Genomic DNA, 21,868 nt, shown 5'->3' with positions numbered 1-21,868 from the left:
AACTCGGGAGAGGTTCTGAGTGAGTTCTGCGAAGCTGCGGTCCGTGGAGACTTCGGTGGTGGCGGCGGACGGGACGCGAATCGTCGTGCGTCGATCCGGGCGGGGGAGGCCGGTCGTGCTGGTGCACCCGACGGCCGGCGGGCTCGACTCGTGGGCGCCGGTGACGCCGCTCGTGGAGGATTCCTACGAATGCTGGGTGTACGCGCGCCGCGGGTACGCGCCGAGCGACGGCTGCCGGTCGCCGAAGACGTTCGCGGACGACGTGGGTGACCTGCGCGCGGTGCTGGAGTTGGCGGGTGGGTCCGCGGCGGTGGTCGGGGCGTCGTACGGGGCGATCGTGGCGTTGCACGCAGCGGGGGTGCCCGGGGTCGAGGCGCTGGTGCTGTTCGAGCCGCCGTTGTTCGCGGCGGGGACGGACGTGGTGGACGAGTATCGCGATTTGGTGGCGGCCGGCGATCTCGCGGCCGCTACCTACCTGTTCGCGGACAAGGTGGCGCGGGTGCCGTCGAGCCTGCTGGCGGCGCTGGCGCCCGAACGCGGCGCCGCTGCCGATCCGGGAGCGCCGGCGGAGGCCGTCGGGTCGCTGCACGACCTGGAAGCGCTGGCCGCGGACCCGGGCGACGTCGAACGCTGGGCGGACATCGGCGTACCGGTGCAACTGCTCCAGGGCGGCGACAGCTGGGAGCCGATCCCGTCCACGATGGATGCCCTCGCTCGTGTCCTCCCGAAGGCGCCCCGGGTCGTTTTCCCGGGCCATCTGCACTTCGCCACCCACACCGCCCCGGACCTTTTCGCCGACGCCGTGCGTTCCTTCCTCGGGTGAGCCGGATTTGTCGTACCGGCCCACTACGGTCCTCGGCATGGACTGGAAGATCGAACTGATTCCCGTGCCCGTCACCGACGTCGACCGGGCCAAGGCCTTCTACGAGAAGATCGGCTTCAACGCCGACCACGACCACCGGGTCCAGGAGGGCCTGAGGTTCGTGCAATTCACGCCGCCGGGCTCAGCGTGCTCGATCGTCCTCGGCGAGGGCATCACCGAGAAGACGCCCGGCACGCAGGAGATCCAGGTCGTGGTCGCCGACGCCGAGGCGGCCCGTACCCAGCTGCTCGACGCCGGGGTCGACGCGAGTGACGTCGATCCGCAGCCCTGGGGCAACTTCGTCTACTTCACCGACCCCGATGGCAACAAGTGGTCCCTCCAGGCCCTCCAGGCGCGTCCGAACGGATAACTCAGGCTTCGATCAACCAGCACGCGGCGGGCAACCGCACCTCGTCCCCGTGCACCCACTGGTCGAACACCGGGCGCACCACGTCGAGCACGCGGGCGTGCGTGTCCGCGTCCGCGTCGACCAGCGCGGGGGCGAGTGACCCGATCCGCGTCAGGTACACGTCGAGGTCCGCCTCGGGCATCGTGCACTCGACGTCGAGGGGTCGGATGTCGGCACCGGCCCACCCGGCGGACCTCAGCACGTCACGGGTGTACGCGGGATCGGCCAGCCCGTACGGCCCGGGCCCGGTCGTCGGACGCTCCTCGAGATCCGGCAACACCGCCCGCGCGGCAGGCACCGCTGCCCGCATGAACGGGTTCTCCTCCGCACTGCGCCACACCACGAACCGTAACGCCGCGTCGTCGGTGCACGCCCGCCGCAGGTTGGCGAACGCCGCCCGCGGATCGTCGAAGAACATCACACCGAACCGGGAGATCACGGTGTCGAACTCACCGTCCTGAAATTCGTGGCGCTGCGCGTCGGCGAGCACGAACGAGGCCCCGGAACCGGCCCGCTCCCGCGCGGCGGCCAGCATCGGCTCGGAGATGTCCACACCGACACACCGACCTCGCCGCGCCGCCGCGACAGTCGTCGCCCCCGTACCGCACCCGACGTCGAGGATCCGCCGCCCGTCGCCCGGCGGGATCGCGCCGATCAGCACGTCCGCGAGCGGGCGGTACAGCACGTCCAGCACCGACGCAGCCGACACCCAACCGCTCCACGAGTTCACGACGTTCCCTTCCACGAGAGCGTCCGGTCCCGCTGATACGGACAACCTGCCTGCGCGAACCGTTCCGCGAGACCCGGAAGGAGGTCGAGGTGACCGTCCAGCAGCGCTTCGCTGCGCGCGATGATCGCCAGCGCAATCGGGTTGGCCCGCGCCACCACTGCGGCCACCGGCAGTCGCTCGCGCGCCGACGGGTGCCCGGCCAGCACGGACGCCTCCGCCCACAGCGCCGCGTACCACGCCTGCCACATCACCAGGTTGGCGTTGGCCCAGTCCGCGTCGTCCTCGGGCGCGGCCGCCAGCCGGGCGAGCGCCTCCGCCGCGCGTCCGCGGTGCAGATCGACGAGCGCTTCGAGCACCGGCACCCACCCGGCCCGCTGCTCGAAGACGTCCGGGTACGCGCCGAGCAGCGCCTTCGTGATCCCGGTCCAGTGCGCGCGGGCGTCGTCGTCACCGCGCAGGCCGTGCACCGCGGCGACGCAGTACGCGCTCACCGCCAGGTTGCTCGCGACCGGGCGCCCGGCCCGCACCCAGTCCCGCTCCATCCGCTCGCCGGCCTCGACGACCGCGTCGAACTCACCCGCCAGGGCGTCCACGTCGATCCGCCGCGCCAGCCCGATGTGCTCCTCGCCGCGGTAGAACGGCAGCGCCGCGACGATGTCCGCGTGCCGCCGCGCCTCGGCGAGGTCACCCGCCGCGAGGAACAGGTTGCTGCCCATCTGGGCGGCGTCGAAGAACTCGAAACCGGTGCGGGCGTCCATCGGTTCGCCGGCCAGGACGGGCAGGCGGCCACGGACCGCCTCGAGTGCTGCCGCCACGTCCCGTTCGCCCAGCGCGACGACGATGAGCTGGTCGAGCACGATGTTCTCCAGCAGCGCGTCCCCCGCCGCCCGGGCGAGGCCGAGCGCGCGCTCGGTGAGGGCGCGGGACCGGGCCGTGGCATTCGGCGCCCAGCCCTCGGCCATCGCGATCGCCGCTACCGCGCGGTCACCACCCGTGCAGAGCTCCCGTGCCCGCGCGAGCCGCGCCTCGGTCTGTTCCGCGGTCACGGTCCGGCCCATTATTCCGCGGCACCGGTGCTCGTACATCGACGCGTACGCGAGGTCCTCGGCGGCCGCGTCGGGGTCGTCCGAGCCCGCTGCGGCGCGTTCGAGCAGCTCGACGGCGTCCGAGCCGAGGTTGCGTACCGCAGCGGCGCCGGACGCGTACCGCAGGTAGCGGTGCCGGTCGGCGGGGGAGTCCGCCCACTCCGCCGCCTGCGTGTACCGCAGCTGCGCTTCGCCGGGCCGCCCGTGCCGGAACGACACCGACGCGATCAGGTCGGAGAGCTCAGCCGTTTCGGCGCCCCGCGTCTCGATCCACTGCAGCGCCGCCCGCCCGTCGTCGAGCACCGCGTCGACGTCGTCCGCGTCCAACGGCGCCCGCAACCGCTCCCGCACCCAGGCGAGGTGCGCCTCGCGGAAGTCGGGCGACAATCCCGACGCGTACTGCCGGATCGTCTCCAGCATCCGGTAGCGCGTCACCGGCCCCCGGCGCGGAGCGACGAGATTCCAGTCGACCAGGCGCCCCAGGATCTCCAGCGTCTCCGTGCGCGGCCGGCCCAGCACCGCGGCCAGCGACTCCGCGTCGAACCGGGACGCGAACACCGCCGCAGCCCGCAGCGCGGCGCGTTCCTCGTCGTCGAGAAGGGCGTAGCTCCAGTCGATGGTGGCGCGCAGGGAGCCGTGCCGGTGGTCGGCGCGGTAGCCCGCGGTGAGCAGGGGGAGGTGCGCGCCGAGGAGACCGTCGAGGCCGATCGCCGGTACCCGAGCGGCGGCCAGTTCGATGGCGAGGGCGACGCCGTCGAGTGCCCGGCATATTCCCCGAATCGTCTCGGCTTCGGTCTCCGACGGTGGCGGCGATCCCCCCGCGACCATCCGTGCCGCGAACAGGGCGCCGGCGTCCCCGTCGTCCACCGACAACCCCGGCACCGCGAACACGCTCTCGTACGGCAGCATCAGCCGGATCCGGCTCGTGGCCAGCACCCGGATCCGCGGACACTCGGTCAGCAGCCGCTCCACGCACGGGCGCACCCCGTCGACGACGTGTTCGCAGTTGTCGAGCACGAGCAGCCCGTCGCGGGCGGCGAGCGCGGCCAGCAACGCCTGCTCGCGGTTCGTCCCGGCCCGCTCCGGAACTCCCACCGCGTCCGCGATCGCCGCGACGACCATCGAGGGGTCGACGATCCGCACCAGGTCGACGAACGTCGCCCCGTCCGAGTACTCGCCGGTCAGCCGTTGTGCCGCCGCCAGCGCCAACCGCGTCTTCCCGACGCCACCGGGCCCGGTCGCCGTGACGAGCCGCTCCCGGGACACGGCGTCCACCAGGATCTCGAGCTCGCGCACGCGTCCGACGAAGGACGTGAGGGGGGACGGCAGCGACGGCGCTGCGGCAGCGGATGGTGCCAGTCGCGCCAGCGCCCGCCGGTCCTCCACGCCGAGCTTGCGGAGCAGTGCGGACACGTGGCTCTCAACGGTGCGCACCGACACGACCAGCTGCGACGCGATCTCGACGTTCGTGAGCCGATCCCGCAGGAGCACCAGCACCTCGGCCTCGCGGGCGGTCAGCGTTTCGGCCACGGGCCCAGTCTTCCGTGGTGGCCACTGACGAACAACCTCCGTGCCGCGCACGGATGTCCGCAGCGCGCCGCGAACCCACAGTTGAGGCATGACTACCACGCACGGCGTCGACACCGGCGCCCTCTTCGCCACCATCGACGCGGTCACGGCCGACCCCGAGATCGCCGCCTTCCGTTTCCGCGCCACGAACACGTGGGTCAGCGGCACCCACAACCGCTCGACGATCGACGGCTTCTACGGCGCCACCCAGGAAATGAATCACGTCGAGCCGCACAGCTACGACTCCGACCACCCCGCCGTCCTCACCGGCGCCGACCACGGCCCGACCGGCCCGGAGTTCCTGCTCCACGCGCTCGCCGCCTGCCTGACCGGCGGTATCGCCAACATCGCTGCCGCCCGCGGCGTGACGCTCACCGAGGTGTCGTCCACCGTGGAGGGCGACATCGACCTGCGCGGCATTCTCGGTCTCGACCGGACCGTCCGGAACGGCTTCTCGGAGATCCGGGTCAGCTTCCACCTGCGTGGCGACGACCCGGACGCGCTGAAGGGCGTCGTCGAGCGCTCCGCGGCCCGCTCGGCCGTGCTCGACGTGCTCACGAACGGCGTTCCGGTCCGGATCGACGTCGACTCGTGTCGGTGAGCCTGCCGGCCTGCTCCCGGCCGCTGTACTCCGCGTACGACGTGGTCGTCGTCGGCGCCCGCGCCGCCGGTGCGTCGACCGCGATGCTGCTTGCCCGCGCCGGACTCTCCGTGCTCGTGCTCGACCGCGGCCGGTACGGCCTCGACACGCTCTCCACCCACGCGCTCATGCGCGGCGGCGTGCGGCAACTGTCCCGCTGGGGGTTGCTGCCGTCGATCTGGGCGGCGGGTACCCCGCCGATCTCTACCGTCACGTTCCACTACGTCGATGACGTCGTGAGCGTCGCGTTGCGGGGCGCGCTCTGTGCCCCGCGCCGCACCGTGCTCGATCCGTGCCTGGTCGACGCGTCCGTCCGCGCCGGCGCCGAGGTGCGCTACGGCTTCGAGGTGACTGCGCTCGACGTCGACGTGGAGGGCAGGGTCGTGGGCGTTCGGGCGCGTTCGCGGCGCGGCCCGGACCTCGCGGTGCGTGCGGGGCTGGTGATCGGGGCTGACGGGGCGCGGTCGGTGGTGGCCCGGCTGGCCGGTTCGGTCGTGCGTCACCAGGCGCGCGACGCGGGGGCGTACGTCTACGGCTACTGGTCCGGCACCGACGTCACCGGCTACGAGTGGGCCTACCGGCCGGGCGTCACCGCGGGTTTCATTCCGACGAACGACGGGCGGGTGTGCGTGTTCGTCGGGTCGACGCCCGGGCGGGTCGGACGCGGCGGACGGGAGGTGTTCGACGCGCTGCTCGCCGAGGCGTCGCCCGACATGGCCTCCCGTCTCGCGGCGGGCGCGGCCCACGGGGTCGTGCGGACGTTCCCCGGACGTCCGGGCTACCTGCGCCAGGCGTGGGGCCCGGGGTGGGCGCTCGTCGGTGACGCCGGGTCGTGGAAGGACCCGATCAGCACCCACGGCCTTTCCGACGCCCTGCGCGACGCCGAACTCCTGGCGCGCGCGGTCGTCGACGACACGCTCGACGGCTACGAGGCCGAGCGGGACCGGCGCACCCGGCCGCTGCTCGACGTCGCCGACGAGGTCGTCGGGTACCGCTGGGACTCCGACTCGATCCGCCCGCTGTTGCGGTCGCTGGGCGACGCGATGAAGGACGAGGTCAGTGCGTCGCCAAGGAGTCCAGAAAACGCAGGGCGGCGTTGACGTTCTCGACGCGCCAGCTGGCCAGGATCGCACCGAAACCGTCGGCGTTGTGCTTCTGGTTTTCGAGCGCCTCGCGCACCGGGGCGAGTGCCTTCTGCTGGGCGGCGATCAGGTCGTCGGGCGGCAGGTCGCGGCGCAACCGCAGCGCCAGCTTGACGAGCAGCTCCGACCGCAGGTCGCGCACGTGCGGCACGGGCCGGCGCAACCAGGCACGGACGAAGGTCGCGCCGTCGGCAGTGCTGCTCAGGATCGAACGCCGGGGGCCCCGGTCGCCGGCCTCGGTTGCTTCCCGGCGCACCAGCTCCAGGTCGACGAGGCGGTCGATGCACCGGTAGACGATCGGCCGCGGTACGTGCCAGGCGCGGCCGACGTCGTTCTTCTCGGCGGTCAACGTGGCGATCGCGAAGCCGTGGGTCGGGTGCTCGTCGATGAGCGTGAGCACGATCCACTCCGGCAGGGACAGCGCGGGGAGCGCGGGCATCGGCACAGCCTAGTGCTCGGTTCCGGTAGTCTCAGTGCGACTACCAGGTGGTGACGCGTGGAGAATCACTTCCTTCTCGGTCAATTGGCCGAGGACGGTGACCGGGTGGGCTGCCATCTGTGCGGCCGCTGGTTCCTGTCGGTCGCCAGTCACCTGCGGGTGCACGGGTGGACCAAGGCCGCGTACATCGAGGCGTTCGGCCTCGAGCTCTCGAATCCGCTGACCGGCGCTGCGACCCGCAAGCGACGTTCGGCCGCGCTGACCGCCCGTCAGGCCGTGGAGCCCGCCCTCTTGCGTTCCCAGAGCCGGGCGCGGGACCGGGCGCGCAGCGGCGCCCTCGCCGCAGCGGCCGGTGCCGCCGCGCGGGGGCGGCCGCATCCGCCGGAGCGGCGCGCGAAGACGCTCCGGACGTTGGCCGCGATCGACCCGCGGGCCCGGGCCGAGGGTTCGCGCCGCTCTTCGGCGCGCCGGTTGACCCTGGTCGCGGAATCGGTCGCTGCGCGGTTCGGCTTCGCCGATTTCGACGCCTACCTGCGCGATCGCCTTGCCTCGGGCGCGAGCCTGGCGGCAATCAGTCGTGAGGCGGGGACCCACAAGGACTGGCTCTCCCGCCACCTCCCACGACTCGCCCCGGACTTGACCGCAACACTGCGCCCACCGGCGCCCCGCGGCAGCGCACCGGGCGGCGGCGTATCGGGCAGTGATGGGGGTGGGTGTGCCGCCGTCGCGGGTGCATCGGCGGCGCCGGACATGGGTGGCGGGGACGTGCGGGGGCGGCTGCGGGTCGCGGGGTTCGCGCCGCATCCTGGTGACGCGCGGCTCGGGCCGCTTGCCGCGAGGTGGGGGTTCATGGGGGTGGAGGCCTATCTGCGGCGGCGACACGTCGAGGAGCACCGGAGCGTGGCGTCGATCGCGGGGGAGGCGGGCGTGTCGCGCGCAGTCATCAGCGCGGCCCTGGCACGGCACGGCATCCCGGTCGTGCCGCACGCCACGAAGCGCCACCAGGCCGCCGCCCGAGCCAACGCCGCGGCCCAGGCGCTGGGCTACGACTCGCTGACCGAGTACGTCACCGACCGCCGCGCCCGAGGCGCCACCTGGGCGCTCCTGGCCACCGAATCCGGCATCGCCGAAACCACCCTCCGCCGCCAAGGATCGGCCGCGACATAGCCAGCCCTTCCACAGTGCTTTCTCGACTTTCCACCACCCGGTGGAGAACCATTTTCCGTCGTACGCATGTGCGAGAGTCATTGGCATGAGCGACGTGGCAACCCTAGGCCGAATCCCAGCAGGACCAGAGCTGTTCGCGGCACTCGCCGCCCTGGGCCCGATCGAACGGCGCATGTTCGACGACCGCGGCATCCGCGAAATCCTGCCGGACGCCACCGAGCAGGTTCTGGTCGTCCAGTCCTGGCAACGAGCCATCGCCTGGGCAGACTCCCAGCTCAACGCCGCGATCCTGCAAATAGCCGGCGCCCGGATCAGCCCGGACGACGAGGACTGGGGTCGCGAAGAGGTCGCCACGGCCCTCCGCATGCCGGGCTTGACCGCAGGCTCCCGCATCGACGTGGCCCGCGTCCTCAACAGCCGCGCCTTCCTCACCCGCCGAGCCCTGGAAGAGGGCCGCATCACCCAGCGGCACGCCGAGGAGATCGTCCGCGGCCTCGAGCCGCTGGATGACGAGACCGCAGCGATCATCGAGGCAAAGCTGCTCGACGCCGCACGGTCGAAGACCCCCGCCCAGGTGGCGAAGAAGGCCCGCGGCGAGGTAGCGAAAGCCGATCCGGCGGGCGCGGATGCCCGCCACCGCCGCGCCCGCAAAGGCTGCCGCGTCGACTTCACCTCCCTACCCGACAGCATGATCGAACTCCGCGCGATCCTGCCCGCTGACCTCGGCGTCGGCATCCGCGCCGGCATCAGCCAGTTCGCCGGCGGAATGCGCCACGCCGGAGACACCCGTACCCTCGACGAACGCCGCGCCGACGCCTTGGCCGCAGTCTTCGAACTGGGCACCCTGACCGCCACCGGCCTCCTACCCACACCTCCAGCCCTCAGCGGCTCCTCCGGCACCACCCGCCCCTCCACAGCCGCGCCCGGGTCGTGTGCCGCGCCCGGGTCGTGTGCCGCGCCCGGGTCGTGTGCCGCGTCCAGGTCGTGCGCTCCGACCAAGTCCGGCGCCGCGGTCGGGTCCGGCGCCGCGGTCGGGTCCGGCGCCGCGGTTGGGGCCGGTGGCGCGGTTGGGTCCGGTGGGCCGCCGGACGAGAAGTCGTTGGAACTCATCCGCGCCGTGCTGGCCGGCAAGCGGGCCGCGCCGCCGCGGATCGCGTTGACCGCGCCGCTGTCCACAGTGCTCGGAACCAGCAACGCACCCGGCGACCTCACCGGCTACGGACCGGTACCAGCCACGATCGTGCGGGAACTGGCCGGCGACGGACACTGGGAAAAATGGATCACCGACACCGGCGGCGTGGTCACCGACCTCGGGCGCAGCACCTACCGCCCCACCGCCCGCCTCGCCGCGCTGGTCCGCGCCACCTACCCCACCTGCATGTTCCCCGGCTGCTCGATGCCCTCCTACCGCTGCGACCTCGACCACAACATCCGCCACATCGACGGCGGCCACACCAGCACCCAGAATCTCCTGCCGCTCTGCCGCCGCCACCACCGCGCCAAAGACGAGGCCGGCTGGCAGGTCGCACACGACGCCGCAACCGGCGCATGCACCTGGAGCAGCCCCGCCGGCCACACCTACACCGTCACCCCACCCGACCAGAGCGACGACACCGAACCACTCACCGTCCCCGCGGACTGGACCGCACCCTTGGTCCCCACACCGACCCCCACCGGCGCGACGCCTCCGACCGACGCCGACGACCCGCCGCCCTTCTGAGCGGCCCCGCCCCGCCACCGGACCCACCCGCAGGTGGGCCCGGCACCGGCGCGTGCCCACCCAACACCCCACCCCCGCGCGGCACCGCCGTCGGCGTCTCCCCACGGCGCGGTGGTCCGAGGCGCGGTGGTCCGAGGCGCGGTGGTCCGAGGCGCGGTGGTCCGAGGCGCGGTGGTCCGAGGCGCGGTGGTAGCGCCATCGCGCGATCGTCCCGTGGCGGGGGCCGAATGCGGCTAGTCGGTGGCCAGGCTTACCTCGGTGGATTTGATCAGGGCGGTCACGGTCTGGCCGGGCGCCAGCGACAGGTCCTCGGCGCCGTCCTTCGTGATCGCGGCCGTGAGCACGTTCCCCTCGTCCAGCGCGATCTTCACGGTCGTCATCACGACCCCGTGATCCACCCCGGTCACCGTCCCCGGCAACTGGTTGCGGATGCTGATCCCGTCGACCGCGCCGGTCGCGACCGCCACCTCCGTCGACTTGACGAGGACGTGCACCGAGCTCCCTGCGCTCAGCCCGAGGTCCTTCACGGCCTCCACCGTGACGGCCGCGGTCACCTCGCGGTCACCGGCGACGCGGACCTTCACCGTGCTCATGACCTCGCCGAACGTCACGGCGGTCACCGTCCCGGCGAACCGGTTGCGGATACTGAGCCGCACCGGCGCCACCTCCTCGTGTCGCAGATTGATACTTCCGCCATTAAACACCGCATATCGGTCAGGTGGCTTCGGTCGCCTTGCGGACGGCTCCCTGGTGCCGCGCGATCCAGTGTGGATAGTGCATGGATCATGACGACGAATTCGTACCTCTTCCGTTCGCAATGGGACCAGGAATACGCCCGACTCACCGGCTTGGCGGCCACGTTCGACGCGACGACGACCCGTCACCTCACGCTCGCCGGCGTGTCGGCCGGCTGGCACTGTTTGGAGGTCGGCGCCGGCACCGGGACGATCGCGCGCTGGCTGGCGACGGCCGTCGGCCCGGACGGTCGGGTCGTCGCGACTGATCGTGACGTGACGTTCCTGGACGACCTCCGGTCCTCCGTCGAGGTCCGCGAGCACGACGTGACGACCGATCCGCTCGAGGAGGACGCGTTCGACCTGGTGCACTGCCGCGCACTCGTGCAGCATCTGCCCGACCGGGACGCGGTGATCGCCCGGCTGGTGCGCGCGCTCCGGCCCGGGGGAGTGCTGGTCCTGGAGGAAGGCGTGTGCGGCGGCCCCAGCGCGCGGATGCAACAGCGGTCCACGCTGCCGGCCGCGAGCGCCGAGGCACTGAACCGGGTGTTCGACGCGACGGCGGGCGGATTCCGGAGCATCGGCGCCGAGCCCGAATACGGACTCGACGTCCCGGCGGTGCTCCGGCGGGCCGGTCTCGTCGACGTCGACGGAGAACTGACGTACCGCCTCGTCCACGGGGGCAGTCCGGAAGCCGCGTTCTTCGAGCTGACGATCCGGCAGATCGGCGCCCGCCTGATCGGTGCGGGCCTGCTCACCGCCGAGGACGAAGAGACCGTCCTCTCGATGACCGCCGACCCCACCGCCTGCTGGCTCTCGATCGGCCTCTTCAGCGCAACCGGCCGTCGCCCCTAGCGCGCGGCGGGATTCAGCTCGCCTCTGACGGGCGCTGCGACGCGGACAGGTGCTCGCGGAGGGCGGCGGCGATGTCGGCGGCCGCGATCAGCTGGTCGGGGGTCAGCGCGTCGACGAACAACTCGCGGACGGCGGTGAGGTGCGGAACGGTCGCCGCTCGGAAGGCGGTCAGACCGTTCGGCGACAGTACGGCCTCCTGCCCCCGGTTGTCGCCGGTGCAGTTCTCGCGCCGGATCAACCCGCGCCGCTCCATCCTCCCGAGGTGGTGCGACAACCGACTCCGCTCCCACCCCACCGCTTCGGCCAACGCCGACGAGCGGAGCCGGTGCCCTCCGGCCTCACTCAACGCCAGCAGCACGGTGTAGTCACCGGTGGACAACCCCGTATCGCTCTGCAACCGGGCGGCGAGCGTCGCGCGGAGCGTCTCGGTGGTTTCGAAGAAGTCCCGCCAGACGGTGAGTTCGTCGCGCGTCGGCAGTCTTCGGGCTCTGGGAATAACGGCCACCCCCTTGTGATTGACGTGTCAACAATAGCGCCGGAAGGAACCGTCATGACAGACCTGGAAATCGGCCTCGACACGTTCGGCGACGTCCCGGCGGACGACACCGGCGCGACGATCTCCCACGCCGCGGCGATCCGTCAGGTGATCGACGAGGCCGTGCTCGCCGACGAGCTCGGCGTCGACGTGATCGCGCTCGGCGAGCACCACCGCCCGGAGTACTCGATCTCCACGCCCGAGACCGTGCTCGCCGCGATCGCCGCGCGTACCCAGCGCATCAAGCTCGCCTCCGGCGTCACGGTACTGAGCTCGGACGACCCGGTGCGGGTCTTCCAGCGCTTCGCGACCGTCGACGCGATCTCGAACGGTCGTGCGCAGGTGATCCTGGGGCGTGGTTCGTTCACCGAGTCGTTCCCGCTGTTCGGCTACGACCTGAGCGACTACGACGTGCTGTTCGAGGAGAAGATCGACCTGTTCGCCGAGCTGCTGAAGGAGCAGCCGGTGACGTGGGAAGGCACGACCCGCGCCTCGCTGGTCGACGCGGACGTGTTCCCGAAGACGGAGTCAGGGCACCTGGACACCTGGGTGGGTGTCGGGGGGTCGCCGCAGTCGGTGGTGCGCACCGCGCGGTACGGGCTGCCGTTGATGCTCGCGATCATCGGGGGCCAGGCGGGACGGTTCGCGCCGTACGTCGACCTGTACCGGCGCGCTGCCGAGCAGCTCGGCACGGTGGCTCACCCGGTGGGGATGCACTCGCCGGGGTTCGTCGCCGACACCGACGAGCAGGCGAAGGAGCTGTTCTACCCGGCGTACAAGGAGCAGCGTGACCGCATCGGTGCGCTGCGTGGGTGGCCCCCGCTGCGTCGTGCGGAGTTCGACGCGGAGGTGGAGGGTGGCTCGCTGTACATCGGCGCGCCCGAGACCGTTGCGCGGCGGATCGCGGCTGCGGTGAAGACGCTGGGCGTGGGGCGCTTCGACCTGATCTACACGGTCGGGCCGCAGTCGGTGAGCGCCCGTACGCGTGCGGTGGAGCTGTTCGGCTCGAAGGTCGCTCCGATGGTTCGTGACATGGTTGCCGAATGACGACGCTCGGGATTCTCGGGGCCGGCAAGGTCGGCACGGTGTTGGCCCGTCTCGCGGTGGCGGCCGGGTACGACGTGCTGATCGCCGGCTCCGGGGATCCGGCGAAGATCGCGTTGATCGTGGACGTGCTCGTGCCGGGGGCCACTGCGGTGTCGGCTGCGAACGCCGCGAAAGACGCCGACATCGTGATCCTTGCGCTGCCGCTCGGCAAGTACGAGAAGGTGCCGGAGGATGCGCTGCGCGGCAAGGTCGTCATCGACGCGATGAACTACTGGTGGGAGATCGACGGTGTCCGCGACGATCTGACCGACCCGCGGACGTCGTCGAGCGAGATCGTGCAGGCGTATCTGCCGGAGTCGCGGGTGGTGAAGGCGTTCAACCACATGGGGTACCACGACCTGGAGGGGGAGGCCGGGGCCGCTGATCGCAAGGCGATTGCGATCGCCGGTGACGACGACGCGGCCGTGGCCACGGTTGCCGGGCTGGTCGACGCGCTGGGCTTCGACCCCGTGATCGCCGGGCCCCTCGCCGAGGGCGTCCGGCTGCAGCCCGGCACCGAACTGTTCGGCGCGAACGAGAACGCCGACGAGGTCCGCGCGATGCTCGCCCGCTACCTCACCTCCGAAGCAGGCCGCACCACCACCGCCGCCCGCGCGGCCGGCTCGGTTCCCGCCGCTGATGCGGCCGGCTCGGTGGCCGCCGCCCGAGGCGCCGACGAGTGAGCGCCCCGAGCGGAGAGTCAGGCGTCCCAGTCGCCCAGGGCTCCCTCCAAGGCGCCCAGGGCGGCGTCGATCAGGGACCAGCGGGCGTCCTCGGGGCAGCCCTCGTCGACCCAGTGCAGGCACGCGGCGTCGAGAAAGCCGAAATAGCCCCACAGCGCGAACTCGTGGCGGAAACCACCGCGCGATGAGAGCAGCCCGCGCAGGCGCTCCACGTACTCGCGCCGGGCCTCGGCGCGCACCGCGGCCGCGGCGGGCGGTTCGCCGCCGGGCCGGCGGAACGGGATCGCCCACGCCGCCGGCCGCCCGGCGATGTGGTCCAGGTAGACCAGCGTGGTGGCGCGTAGGCGGTCACGCACCGGCACCCCGTCCGGCAGTGCCCGCACGGCGTCGGCCTGCCGGGCGAGCAGTTCGTCGATCGCCCGCCGGACGAGCTCGGCGTACAGCTGATCCTTGCTGGTGAAATACCGGTAGAGCAGCGCCTCGGAAGCGTCGGCGCGCGCGGCGATCGCGCTCACCGCCGTGTCGGCGTACCCGTGTTCCCGGAATTCCGACGCGGCCGCCGACAACAGAGACTCCCGACGCTCCGACGGATCGAGTCGTTGCCGGGGCTTGCGGTCCTGTCGCGTCACACCGCTAGGCTATCCTTAGTGAGTCGGACTCAGTAAGGAGCGACATGGGCTGGACCGAGCACGCGATCTGGTGGCACGTCTACCCGTTGGGTTTCACCGGCGCCCCGATACGCGGTACGGATCCGCAACCGGCACCACGCCTCCGCCGCCTGCTCCACTGGCTCGACTACGCGATCGGGCTCGGCACCTCGGGCCTGCTGCTAGGCCCGATCTTCACCTCCGAGACCCACGGCTACGACACGCTCGACCACTTCGCGATCGACCCCCGCCTCGGCACCCTCGACGACTTCGACGAGCTCATCGCCGCCTGCCGCGCCCGGGGCCTGCGTGTCGTCCTCGACGGCGTGTTCAGCCACGTCGGACGGTCCCATCCGGACTTGACCCGGGCACTCCGCGACGGCCACCCCGGCATCTTCGACATCGAAAACGGCGAACCCCGCGTCTTCGAAGGCCACGACTCCCTCGCCCGCCTGAACCACAGAAACCCCGAAACCATCGACTACACCACCCGCGTGATGACGCACTGGCTCGACCGCGGCATCGACGGCTGGCGCCTCGACGCGGCCTACTCCGTCGACACGGCCTTCTGGCGCGAAACGCTGGCCCGGGTCCGCGCGGAGCATCCCGACGCCTGGTTCCTCGCCGAGGTCATCCACGGCGACTACGGCGCGTTTGCGGCCGCGTCGACGGTCGACTCGGTGACCCAGTACGAGCTCTGGAAAGCCATCTGGTCCAGCCTCGCCGACCGGAACTTCTTCGAGCTCGACTGGTCCCTCCAGCGCCACAACGGGCACCTGACCAACGTCGATCTGAATACGTTCGTGGGGAACCACGACGTGACGCGCATCGCGACCACCGTCGGTCCGGAAGGCGCCCTCGTCGCGCTCGCGATTTTGCTGACGGTCGGCGGCACGCCGTCGATCTACTACGGCGACGAACAGGGCTTCACCGGCGTCAAGGAGGAGCGGGTCGGCGGCGACGACGCGATCCGACCGGCGTACCCCGACGAGCCGGGGCAGCTCGCGCCGTGGGGTAAGACCCTGCACCGCGCGCACCAGGACCTGATCGGGTTGCGGCGCCGCCACCCGTGGCTGCGCACTGCGACCACGAAGTCGCTGGCCCTGTCGAACACCGAGTACACCTACCGCGTCAGCGGCGGCACGGACCATCTCGACGTCTCGCTCACCCCCAGCACCGTCCGAATCGTCGACGCCGCAGGCCAGACCCTCTGGAAGAGCTGAGCGATACTCGAACCATGACGTGCACGGGGTGTGGTGCGCAGGATTTCGACGAGGGCTTCCTCGAGGACGGGGGCGAGTCCTCGCGGGGCTACTCGCGCTGGATCGAGGGGCCGCTGCAACGCGGCATCTTCGGCGGCGCGAGAACGATGGGCAAGCCGCGGCGCGAAGTCCGTGCGTTCCGCTGCCGGAGCTGCGGCCACCTTGAGCTCTACGCCGGCGACTACGTCTGAGACGAGTCGCCGGCCCGCTGCCCCGAGGGTCAGGACACGTTGACGACGACTCCCGAGCTGCCGAACGAGCCGAAGAGCCGGATCTTCGTGATCTTCTGACCCTTGGAGATGTCCCAGGCGACGATCATGTCCTCGCTGGCGCCGGGGGAGACGTCACCGAGGAACTTGCCGGTGTCGTCGGGGTTCGAGGCGACCGTCGCGGTGATGTCGGCGTCGACGGTGTCCCCGCCGTCGGTGGTGGCCTGGTACTTCGACGCCGCGACCAGCGATACCTCACCGTTGCCGACGTTCTTCACGGTGGCCTTCATCTGGCAGTACTGACCCTTGGGGTTGTACTTGGCGTACTGCCCGATCTCGGTGATGCCGCACTCCACCGACGTGACGGTGAACTCCGCGTCGCCGTCGCGGGCGGGCTTGTTCAGCGCGCCCTCGGGGCCGGTGGCCGGTGCGTCGGTGCCGCCGGTGTCGGGCGCGGTGGTGACGCCGGGAGGGGAGAAGCTGTAGCGGTCGGCGGCGTCGTTCACTTCGTCCTTGGCGCTGTTGTAGACGAAGAAGCCAATGACGCCACAAACAAGGCATAAAGCGACGAAGACGCCACCGATGATCGCGGCGATCTTGCCGCCGTTCGACTTCTTCGGCGGGGGAACCTGGCCGTACGGCGGCTGCCCGTAAGCCGGTTGCTGCCCGTACGCCGGCTGGCCGTAGGGCTGCTGCCCGTACGGTTGCTGCCCGTAGGGCGGCTGACCTGCGGCGGGGTCACCGTACGACGGTGGCTGCGGAAGCGACGACGGATCACTCCACGGCTGCTGCGGGCCGGAGTTGTACGGCGGCCCCGAGCCCTGCGGCGGCTGCGGGCCGCTTCCGTACGGCTGCTGCGGGTCAGGAGGGTACGTCATGAGTACGGAAGGTACCTGCAGCCGCCAGCGATCAGCTGATCGGCTGGTGGGACGGGGCGGTGAGGGCGCGGTTCGCGGCCAGTGCGGCCTCGGCGCGGGCGATGCGGCGGCGATTGATGACCGGGTTGACGAACGGCAGCACGCACACGAGCACGCCCACGACCGGCGTCAGCGCGTGGCGCAGCGTCGGCTCGTCGAGGAGCGTCATCGCGCCCCCGACGATCAGACCCGTCCCGAGCAGGCAGAACACCCACCGCATCGAGCGCATCTGCCGGATCCCGGTCTCGTTGAGCGCCAACACGTACAGCGCGTGCGCCGCCGCCGCGTCGGCGAACTCGGGGCGCCCGACCGCGGAACCGCTCCGCACGGCCCGGCGCACCTCCGAGCTCGCCCCCCCGTCGAGGCGGTCGGTGCCTTCCGGCACGCCCGGGCTACGCCCGCGCAGGGACACGAACAGCACAACGGCGCCGACGGCCGGCAGCAGCAGGAACCCGAGGTCTGTCATGCGAACCCGTTACCCACTGGAGCGAAGAATTACAACTGCACCTTTTCGTTCTCTCCGCCCTCGTACGGTTTGCCCGTCGCCTTGGCCTTCGCGAAGCTGAGCAGGCTCGCGACCCGGCCGCCCGGGGTGTCCCAGTACTCGGCCGATTCGCCGTTGACCTTGATCAGCGTCACACCCGGGTCGTCGGGGCCGTTCGGGAACCAGGCCTCGACCGCCGCGTTCCACAGTTCCTTCTTCTTCGTCGTGTCGTCGTCGAGCGTCGCGGTGCCGGTCAGCGAAACCCACGTCGAGCCCGACCCGACCGTCACGTTCACCTGCGGGTGCGCGGCCAGGTGGGCCACCTTCCGGGACACGCGCTCGGCGAAGAACCACAGGTCGCCGTCGAACTCGACCTCCTGCAGCGCCATCGGCCGGCTCGTCAGCGTGCCGTCGGGTGCGGTCGTCGTCAGCATGCCGATGCGGCCGCTGCTCTTGATCAGTGCTGAGACCTTGCGGGCGTCGTCGTCGGCCATGGAGCTCCTTCGTTGGTGGTGCCTCCGATTACCCGATTCGCCGCCGTCAACCCACCGGAGACCAGGTCCGCCCACCGGAATACACCTCGATCTTGGACCGGATCTGCCCGAGGTGCTCGTGCAACCGGTCGATCCGCTCCAAGACCCGCTGCTCGTGGGCGCGAAGCAGCGCCAGCCGCTCGTCGACGGTCGTGTCCCCGTCGCGCAGCAGCTGGGTGAAGTGCGCGATCTCCGTGATCGGCATCCCCGCCTCACGCAGGCAGTGCACCAGACCCAACCACTTCAGATCGACGTCGGTGTAGCGCCGCCGCCCCGCTGCCGACCGCCCGACCGGCGGAACGAGCCCGGCCCGCTCGTAGTAGCGCACGGTGTCCGCGCTCAGACCGGTCCGCCGCACGGCCTCGGCCCTGCTGTAGGTGCCCATCGGTCCAGCGTTCCACCGGGAGTGCGCTCCGCGTCAAGGACTTGACGGGGAGCGCACTCCGACTCCGACCGTGTGTTCATGCCTCTCGACACGTACTACCTGCTCGGCCGCACGGGTCTGCGGGTCTCGCCGCTCGGACTCGGCACGATGACGTTCGGCGACGCGGACTGGCACGCCGCTGGATCCGAGAAGACCCGAATCTTCCACCGCTACCTCGAACGCGGCGGGAACTTCGTCGACACCGCGGACATCTACGCCGGGGGAGCGAGCGAGGAGATCCTCGGCGAGCTCATCGAGAAAGCGCGCTGCCGCGACCGGATCGTCCTGGCCACGAAGTTCGGCGGCCCGGTCGACCCCACCGACCCCAACGCGCGCGGCAACGGCCGCAAGCACGTGCTGAACGCGCTCGACGCCTCGCTGCGCCGCCTGCGCACCGACCACATCGACCTGTACTGGCTCCACCTCTGGGACCAGCTCACCCCACCCGAGGAGGTCATGGCGACCTTCGACGCGCTCGTCCGCAGCGGCAAGGTACGCGCGGTCGGACTCAGCGACGTCCCCGCCTGGTGGGCCACCAAAGCCCAGCTCGTCGCCGATCGCCACGGCTGGGAACCGATCGCCGCCCTACAGCTGGAGTATTCGCTGGTCCAGCGATCGATCGAGTGGGAGCACGTCCCGGCCGCGCTCGACCTGGGGATGGACGTCGTCGCGTGGTCACCCCTCGCGAACGGTTACCTCACCGGGAAGTATGCGCAGAACCGCGAGGGTCGGCTCACGCCCGGCCGGAGCTGGCCGATGGCGGCGGCCCAGCACGACCCTGCGATCCTCGACGCCGTCGTCATCGCCGCGGACCGCGCCGGCTGCGACCCCGCGCAGGTCGCGCTCAACTGGGTCGCCGGACGGCCCGGCGTCGTCAGCACGCTGGTCGGCGCCACGAGCGTCGAGCAGCTCGACACCAACCTCGACGCGCTCGACGTCGCCCTGCCCGACGACACCGTCGCCGCCCTGGACCGCGCCAGCTACCGGACTCCGCAGCTGTTCCCGCACAACCTGTTCGCCGGCTTCGCCGCGAACAACACCCGCCGTCGGCCGCCGTGGCGTCCGGCGTCCTACGTCTGAGCAGCTCGCTGCGCTCAGGCCCGGAGGAACGTGAGCACCGCGCGTACCCGCCGGTGCTCACGGTCGTCCGGCGCGAGGCCGAGCTTCGCGAAGATCGCACCGATGTGCGCCTCGACGGTCTTCACCGACACATGCAACTCCGCCGCGACCGCCGCGTTCGACAACCCCTGCGCCATCAACCCGAGCACCGCCCGTTCCCGGGCGGTGAGTTCCTCGAGCGGATCCTGCTCGCGCCGCCGCCGCACCAGCCGCGTGACGAGCTCCGGATCCATCACGGTCTCGCCACCCGCGATCCGCCGCACGTCACCGGCGAACGTGGTCAGATCGGACACGCGGTCCTTGAGCAGATACCCCACGCCCCCATCGAACTGGGTGATCAACCGCAGCGCATGGTGCACCTCGACGTACTGCGACAGGATCAACAGCCCGACGGCCGGTGTCGTCTCCCGGATCGCGGCCGCCGCGTCGATCCCCTCGGCGGAGAAACCGGGCGGCATCCGCAGATCGATCACCGCGACGTCGGGCGGATCCCGGCGCACCATCGCCAGGAGTCCCGCGCCGTCGGAGGCTTGACCGGTCACCACGAAACCGGTCTCGGCGAGAATCCGGGCGACCCCCTCGCGCAACAGCAGCGAGTCGTCGGCGAGCATCACGCGCACGGGATCACCGTCGCGAGCCGCGTACCCGAGGGCCCGCTGTCGATCCGTAACCGCGCCCCGAGCGTGGCGAGCCGATCGGTGAGCCCTTCGAGCCCGCTCCCGGGCTGGACGGTGGCACCGCCGCCCCCGTCGTCGGTGACGTCGACCGCCAGGCCCTCGGCCGCCAACGACATCTCCACCCGCACCACCGACGCTCCCGCGTGTTTCGCCGCGTTCGTCAGCCCCTCGCTGACGACGAAGTACGCGGTGGCCTCGACCTCCGCCGGCAGCCGACGCCCCACGTCGATGTGGACCCGCACCGGAACGGCCGACCGGTCGGCGAGGTGGTCCACGGCGGCCTCCAGGCCGTCCTCGGTCAGCACCGCCGGGTGCAGCCCCCGCGCCATCTCGCGCAGTTCCGCGGTCGCGGCGAGCAGTTGCGTCCGCGCGGCTGCGGCGCGCCCGGCCAGCTTCACGTCCCCGGACGCCTCGGCCAGCCGCACCAGGCTCCCCAACTCGAACGACGCGGTCACCAGGTGCTGCTGCGCACCGTCGTGCAGGTCGCGTTCCAACCGGCGACGGGCGGCGTCACCGGCGGCCACCAGGCGCGCTGCGGTGCCCTGCAGTTCGAGGATCAGCCCGGCCTGTGCGGCCACCTCACCGACGAGCCGGCGCTCAGCGGCGGACAGGGGGTCACCGGGCGCTTTCGTGACGGCGAGAGCGCCCCGGAACCGCCCGTCGTGGACGATCGGGACGGCGGACAGATCGTCGAGTGCACACACCCCGGCCGGCAGAGAAGCCTCCGGCCACGCCGACACCGCACGCAACTCGTCGGGCGTCCCGGCCCACAACACCACCTCCCGCGCCCCCACCCCGTCCGACACCGTCTGACAAATGCTGTCCAACGGCCGCCCGGCGGGCGCCGCCAGATGCGAGGACAGCCGCGCCAGCGCCTCGTACGCCGTCGCGCGGTGCCCGTACACGAGCCGGTCGACGAGCCGCTGCACCCGTCGCCGCAGCGGCTCGAACGCCACCGCGACCAGCGCGGTCGCGACCAGCGACCCGTATCCGTGCACCAGCCGGCCGATGCTGGTCACCACCGCGGCGTAGCCCAGCGTCACCAGGCCGGCCATCACCGCGAACACCAGTGCCTTGTTGATCACCGGGTCGATGTCGTAAAGCCGGTACTTCAAAATCGCGCCACCGGCGGCCACTGCGACCAGCGGAACCGACAGCACCCCTGCCAGCGGGCTGCCCCAGAACGCCAGCCCGGCCACCATGACCAGCCCCGACACCACCGCGGCGAACACGAACACCCGCAGCTGACGCGCCTCGTCACCGCGGGCGCGGCGCAGCCGCACGACCACGCACACGACCCACGTCACCTGGAACAGCAGATAGCCGACGCCACGCGCGACCTCGTAGAACGCGTCCGCGTTCCCCGGCAGACGCAACGGATGCGGGGCCACCAGCCCGGTGCGCGCGTACTCCACCGGCCACAGCGCCGACACGGTCGAGAGCACCAGACCGATCACGGCCAGCGCACCGACCACGGGACGCCATCCCGGCGACGGCAACCGACCGTCCGGGAAACACATCACGGTGACGCCGACCAGGACGAGCACCAGCGGCAGCGGCCACACCCCGAGCCACCCGACCCAGGACGCTCCCGGGAGCGGACCGGCGTGCAGGCCGTACTCGCGCGCCGCGAACATCCACGCGTGCGCGGCCCCGGTCGCGACGAACAGCCACCCCTCGCGCACGGCCGGCTTGCGCTTGACGACGTAGAGACCCACCGCGCCGAACGACGCCGCGATCAACCCGTTGTGCAGGTTGCCCAGATGCGGGCCCAGCACGAAGCCCGCAACGACGAGCACGGTGATTCCCGCGCCCAGCGCCACCGGGCGAACCGTGCTGGTCATGAGCGCATCGTGACAGAGCCCGGACCGGCGCGGATCAGGGTTGGCCCTAGGTCACCCGAGGGGCGGCCCCGATGGCCCGGGGTCGCTGCGCCCCGA

General features: G+C 71.6%; 24 protein-coding genes. 12 read left to right on the top strand and 12 right to left on the bottom strand.

Annotated elements, in window-relative coordinates; all coding sequences use genetic code 11:
* The first annotated feature begins 19 nt into the window (after window positions 1-19).
* Window positions 20-823 (top strand): alpha/beta fold hydrolase, encoded by an 804-nt coding sequence (locus ACGFY5_RS12010; protein WP_392719603.1) that lies wholly within the window; start codon window positions 20-22, stop codon window positions 821-823.
* A 37-nt stretch (window positions 824-860) separates the two neighbouring features.
* Window positions 861-1,232 (top strand): VOC family protein, encoded by a 372-nt coding sequence (locus ACGFY5_RS12005; protein WP_392719602.1) that lies wholly within the window; start codon window positions 861-863, stop codon window positions 1,230-1,232.
* 1 nt (window position 1,233) lies between these two features.
* Here the strand turns inward: ACGFY5_RS12005 and ACGFY5_RS12000 are convergent, their stop codons facing one another.
* Together ACGFY5_RS12000 and ACGFY5_RS11995 are read right to left on the bottom strand one after the other, a co-directional pair.
* Window positions 1,234-2,001: a class I SAM-dependent methyltransferase gene (locus tag ACGFY5_RS12000; protein ID WP_392719601.1), complete on the bottom strand. Its 768-nt coding sequence runs from the start codon at window positions 1,999-2,001 to the stop codon at window positions 1,234-1,236.
* Window positions 1,998-4,616 carry an ATP-binding protein gene (locus ACGFY5_RS11995; RefSeq protein ID WP_392719600.1) on the bottom strand — a complete coding sequence of 873 codons (2,619 nt, stop codon included), beginning with the start codon at window positions 4,614-4,616 and terminating at the stop codon, window positions 1,998-2,000. Before ACGFY5_RS11995 ends, ACGFY5_RS12000 begins: the two co-directional genes overlap by 4 nt.
* 88 nt (window positions 4,617-4,704) lie before the next feature.
* On the opposite strand from ACGFY5_RS11995, the gene ACGFY5_RS11990 reads away from it, so the two are divergent.
* Window positions 4,705-5,256 (top strand): OsmC family protein, encoded by a 552-nt coding sequence (locus ACGFY5_RS11990; protein ID WP_392719599.1) that lies wholly within the window; start codon window positions 4,705-4,707, stop codon window positions 5,254-5,256.
* The gene (locus tag ACGFY5_RS11985) at window positions 5,253-6,395 is read left to right on the top strand and encodes an NAD(P)/FAD-dependent oxidoreductase (RefSeq protein ID WP_392719598.1); all 1,143 of its coding nucleotides are present in this window, start codon (window positions 5,253-5,255) and stop codon (window positions 6,393-6,395) included. Before ACGFY5_RS11990 ends, ACGFY5_RS11985 begins: the two co-directional genes overlap by 4 nt.
* Here ACGFY5_RS11985 and ACGFY5_RS11980 read toward each other — a convergent pair.
* Entirely contained in the window at window positions 6,352-6,876 is a 525-nt protein-coding gene (locus tag ACGFY5_RS11980) for a PadR family transcriptional regulator (RefSeq protein ID WP_392719597.1), read from the bottom strand. The two genes, ACGFY5_RS11985 and ACGFY5_RS11980, sit on opposite strands and share 44 nt — an antisense overlap.
* A gap of 57 nt (window positions 6,877-6,933) precedes the next feature.
* Here ACGFY5_RS11980 and ACGFY5_RS11975 point away from each other — a divergent pair, with 57 nt between their 5' ends.
* Complete coding sequence (locus tag ACGFY5_RS11975) at window positions 6,934-8,043, top strand: hypothetical protein (RefSeq protein WP_392719596.1); 1,110 nt, start codon at window positions 6,934-6,936, stop codon at window positions 8,041-8,043.
* Between the two features lie 85 nt (window positions 8,044-8,128).
* On the top strand, window positions 8,129-9,763 hold the full coding sequence (locus ACGFY5_RS11970) for a DUF222 domain-containing protein (protein WP_392719595.1): 1,635 nt from the start codon (window positions 8,129-8,131) through the stop codon (window positions 9,761-9,763).
* Between the two features lie 233 nt (window positions 9,764-9,996).
* On the opposite strand, the gene ACGFY5_RS11965 is transcribed toward ACGFY5_RS11970, so the two are convergent.
* A complete protein-coding gene (locus ACGFY5_RS11965) occupies window positions 9,997-10,419 on the bottom strand; it encodes a molybdopterin-binding protein (protein WP_392719594.1) in 423 nt (140 codons plus the stop codon).
* Window positions 10,420-10,548: 129 nt separating this feature from the next.
* Between ACGFY5_RS11965 and ACGFY5_RS11960 the strand changes: the two genes are divergently transcribed.
* Window positions 10,549-11,352 (top strand): class I SAM-dependent methyltransferase, encoded by an 804-nt coding sequence (locus tag ACGFY5_RS11960; protein WP_392719593.1) that lies wholly within the window; start codon window positions 10,549-10,551, stop codon window positions 11,350-11,352.
* A 13-nt stretch (window positions 11,353-11,365) separates the two neighbouring features.
* Here ACGFY5_RS11960 and ACGFY5_RS11955 read toward each other — a convergent pair whose 3' ends face one another.
* Window positions 11,366-11,857 (bottom strand): MarR family winged helix-turn-helix transcriptional regulator, encoded by a 492-nt coding sequence (locus ACGFY5_RS11955; RefSeq protein ID WP_392719592.1) that lies wholly within the window; start codon window positions 11,855-11,857, stop codon window positions 11,366-11,368.
* Between the two features lie 45 nt (window positions 11,858-11,902).
* On the opposite strand from ACGFY5_RS11955, the gene ACGFY5_RS11950 reads away from it, so the two are divergent.
* Together ACGFY5_RS11950 and ACGFY5_RS11945 are read left to right on the top strand one after the other, a co-directional pair.
* The gene (locus ACGFY5_RS11950; RefSeq protein WP_392719591.1) at window positions 11,903-12,934 is read left to right on the top strand and encodes an LLM class flavin-dependent oxidoreductase; all 1,032 of its coding nucleotides are present in this window, start codon (window positions 11,903-11,905) and stop codon (window positions 12,932-12,934) included.
* Window positions 12,931-13,656: an NADPH-dependent F420 reductase gene (locus ACGFY5_RS11945; protein ID WP_392719590.1), complete on the top strand. Its 726-nt coding sequence runs from the start codon at window positions 12,931-12,933 to the stop codon at window positions 13,654-13,656. Before ACGFY5_RS11950 ends, ACGFY5_RS11945 begins: the two co-directional genes overlap by 4 nt.
* A 17-nt stretch (window positions 13,657-13,673) precedes the next feature.
* On the opposite strand, the gene ACGFY5_RS11940 is transcribed toward ACGFY5_RS11945, so the two are convergent.
* On the bottom strand, window positions 13,674-14,285 hold the full coding sequence (locus ACGFY5_RS11940) for a TetR/AcrR family transcriptional regulator (RefSeq protein WP_392719589.1): 612 nt from the start codon (window positions 14,283-14,285) through the stop codon (window positions 13,674-13,676).
* A gap of 44 nt (window positions 14,286-14,329) precedes the next feature.
* On the opposite strand from ACGFY5_RS11940, the gene ACGFY5_RS11935 reads away from it, so the two are divergent.
* Entirely contained in the window at window positions 14,330-15,526 is a 1,197-nt protein-coding gene (locus ACGFY5_RS11935) for an alpha-amylase family protein (protein WP_392719588.1), read from the top strand.
* 14 nt (window positions 15,527-15,540) lie between these two features.
* A complete protein-coding gene (locus ACGFY5_RS11930) occupies window positions 15,541-15,756 on the top strand; it encodes a hypothetical protein (protein WP_392719587.1) in 216 nt (71 codons plus the stop codon).
* Window positions 15,757-15,785: 29 nt separating this feature from the next.
* Here the strand turns inward: ACGFY5_RS11930 and ACGFY5_RS11925 are convergent, their stop codons facing one another.
* Genes ACGFY5_RS11925 through ACGFY5_RS11910 form a run of 4 tightly spaced genes read right to left on the bottom strand, consistent with a single transcriptional unit; the run spans window position 15,786 to window position 18,093 of the window.
* Window positions 15,786-16,652, bottom strand: a complete 867-nt coding sequence (locus tag ACGFY5_RS11925) for a DUF4352 domain-containing protein (protein ID WP_392719586.1) — start codon at window positions 16,650-16,652, stop codon at window positions 15,786-15,788.
* Between the two features lie 31 nt (window positions 16,653-16,683).
* On the bottom strand, window positions 16,684-17,157 hold the full coding sequence (locus ACGFY5_RS11920) for a hypothetical protein (RefSeq protein WP_392719585.1): 474 nt from the start codon (window positions 17,155-17,157) through the stop codon (window positions 16,684-16,686).
* 29 nt (window positions 17,158-17,186) lie between these two features.
* Complete coding sequence (locus ACGFY5_RS11915) at window positions 17,187-17,669, bottom strand: pyridoxamine 5'-phosphate oxidase family protein (RefSeq protein ID WP_392719584.1); 483 nt, start codon at window positions 17,667-17,669, stop codon at window positions 17,187-17,189.
* Between the two features lie 46 nt (window positions 17,670-17,715).
* Complete coding sequence (locus ACGFY5_RS11910; RefSeq protein ID WP_392719583.1) at window positions 17,716-18,093, bottom strand: MerR family transcriptional regulator; 378 nt, start codon at window positions 18,091-18,093, stop codon at window positions 17,716-17,718.
* A 78-nt stretch (window positions 18,094-18,171) separates the two neighbouring features.
* Here ACGFY5_RS11910 and ACGFY5_RS11905 point away from each other — a divergent pair, with 78 nt between their 5' ends.
* A complete protein-coding gene (locus ACGFY5_RS11905) occupies window positions 18,172-19,212 on the top strand; it encodes an aldo/keto reductase (protein WP_392719582.1) in 1,041 nt (346 codons plus the stop codon).
* Window positions 19,213-19,226: 14 nt separating this feature from the next.
* Here the strand turns inward: ACGFY5_RS11905 and ACGFY5_RS11900 are convergent, their stop codons facing one another.
* Window positions 19,227-19,862, bottom strand: a complete 636-nt coding sequence (locus ACGFY5_RS11900; RefSeq protein ID WP_392720482.1) for a response regulator transcription factor — start codon at window positions 19,860-19,862, stop codon at window positions 19,227-19,229.
* Window positions 19,862-21,772 (bottom strand): sensor histidine kinase, encoded by a 1,911-nt coding sequence (locus tag ACGFY5_RS11895; protein ID WP_392719581.1) that lies wholly within the window; start codon window positions 21,770-21,772, stop codon window positions 19,862-19,864. The genes ACGFY5_RS11900 and ACGFY5_RS11895 overlap by 1 nt, the downstream gene beginning before the upstream one ends.
* Between the last annotated feature and the right edge of the window lie 96 nt (window positions 21,773-21,868).

This window comes from Cryptosporangium sp. NPDC048952 (genome assembly GCF_043197895.1).
In the GTDB taxonomy this organism is placed as follows: domain Bacteria; phylum Actinomycetota; class Actinomycetes; order Mycobacteriales; family Cryptosporangiaceae; genus Cryptosporangium.
Note: the sequence above shows the minus strand (reverse complement) of the source record. Positions and strands in the feature narration are given on the sequence as shown.

Bases quoted from the DNA above. Each gene is read 5' to 3' on its own strand.
- ACGFY5_RS12005 (WP_392719602.1), top strand. From the start codon at position 861: ATGGACTGGAAGATCGAACTGATTCCCGTGCCCGTCACCGACGTCGAC.
- ACGFY5_RS11990 (WP_392719599.1), top strand. From the start codon at position 4,705: ATGACTACCACGCACGGCGTCGACACCGGCGCCCTCTTCGCCACCATC.
- ACGFY5_RS11980 (WP_392719597.1), bottom strand. From the start codon at position 6,876: ATGCCCGCGCTCCCCGCGCTGTCCCTGCCGGAGTGGATCGTGCTCACG.
- ACGFY5_RS11970 (WP_392719595.1), top strand. From the start codon at position 8,129: ATGAGCGACGTGGCAACCCTAGGCCGAATCCCAGCAGGACCAGAGCTG.
- ACGFY5_RS11960 (WP_392719593.1), top strand. From the start codon at position 10,549: ATGACGACGAATTCGTACCTCTTCCGTTCGCAATGGGACCAGGAATAC.
- ACGFY5_RS11950 (WP_392719591.1), top strand. From the start codon at position 11,903: ATGACAGACCTGGAAATCGGCCTCGACACGTTCGGCGACGTCCCGGCG.
- ACGFY5_RS11945 (WP_392719590.1), top strand. From the start codon at position 12,931: ATGACGACGCTCGGGATTCTCGGGGCCGGCAAGGTCGGCACGGTGTTG.
- ACGFY5_RS11935 (WP_392719588.1), top strand. From the start codon at position 14,330: ATGGGCTGGACCGAGCACGCGATCTGGTGGCACGTCTACCCGTTGGGT.
- ACGFY5_RS11930 (WP_392719587.1), top strand. From the start codon at position 15,541: ATGACGTGCACGGGGTGTGGTGCGCAGGATTTCGACGAGGGCTTCCTC.
- ACGFY5_RS11925 (WP_392719586.1), bottom strand. From the start codon at position 16,652: ATGACGTACCCTCCTGACCCGCAGCAGCCGTACGGAAGCGGCCCGCAG.
- ACGFY5_RS11920 (WP_392719585.1), bottom strand. From the start codon at position 17,157: ATGACAGACCTCGGGTTCCTGCTGCTGCCGGCCGTCGGCGCCGTTGTG.
- ACGFY5_RS11915 (WP_392719584.1), bottom strand. From the start codon at position 17,669: ATGGCCGACGACGACGCCCGCAAGGTCTCAGCACTGATCAAGAGCAGC.
- ACGFY5_RS11910 (WP_392719583.1), bottom strand. From the start codon at position 18,093: ATGGGCACCTACAGCAGGGCCGAGGCCGTGCGGCGGACCGGTCTGAGC.
- ACGFY5_RS11905 (WP_392719582.1), top strand. From the start codon at position 18,172: ATGCCTCTCGACACGTACTACCTGCTCGGCCGCACGGGTCTGCGGGTC.
- ACGFY5_RS11900 (WP_392720482.1), bottom strand. From the start codon at position 19,862: ATGCTCGCCGACGACTCGCTGCTGTTGCGCGAGGGGGTCGCCCGGATT.
- ACGFY5_RS11895 (WP_392719581.1), bottom strand. From the start codon at position 21,772: ATGACCAGCACGGTTCGCCCGGTGGCGCTGGGCGCGGGAATCACCGTG.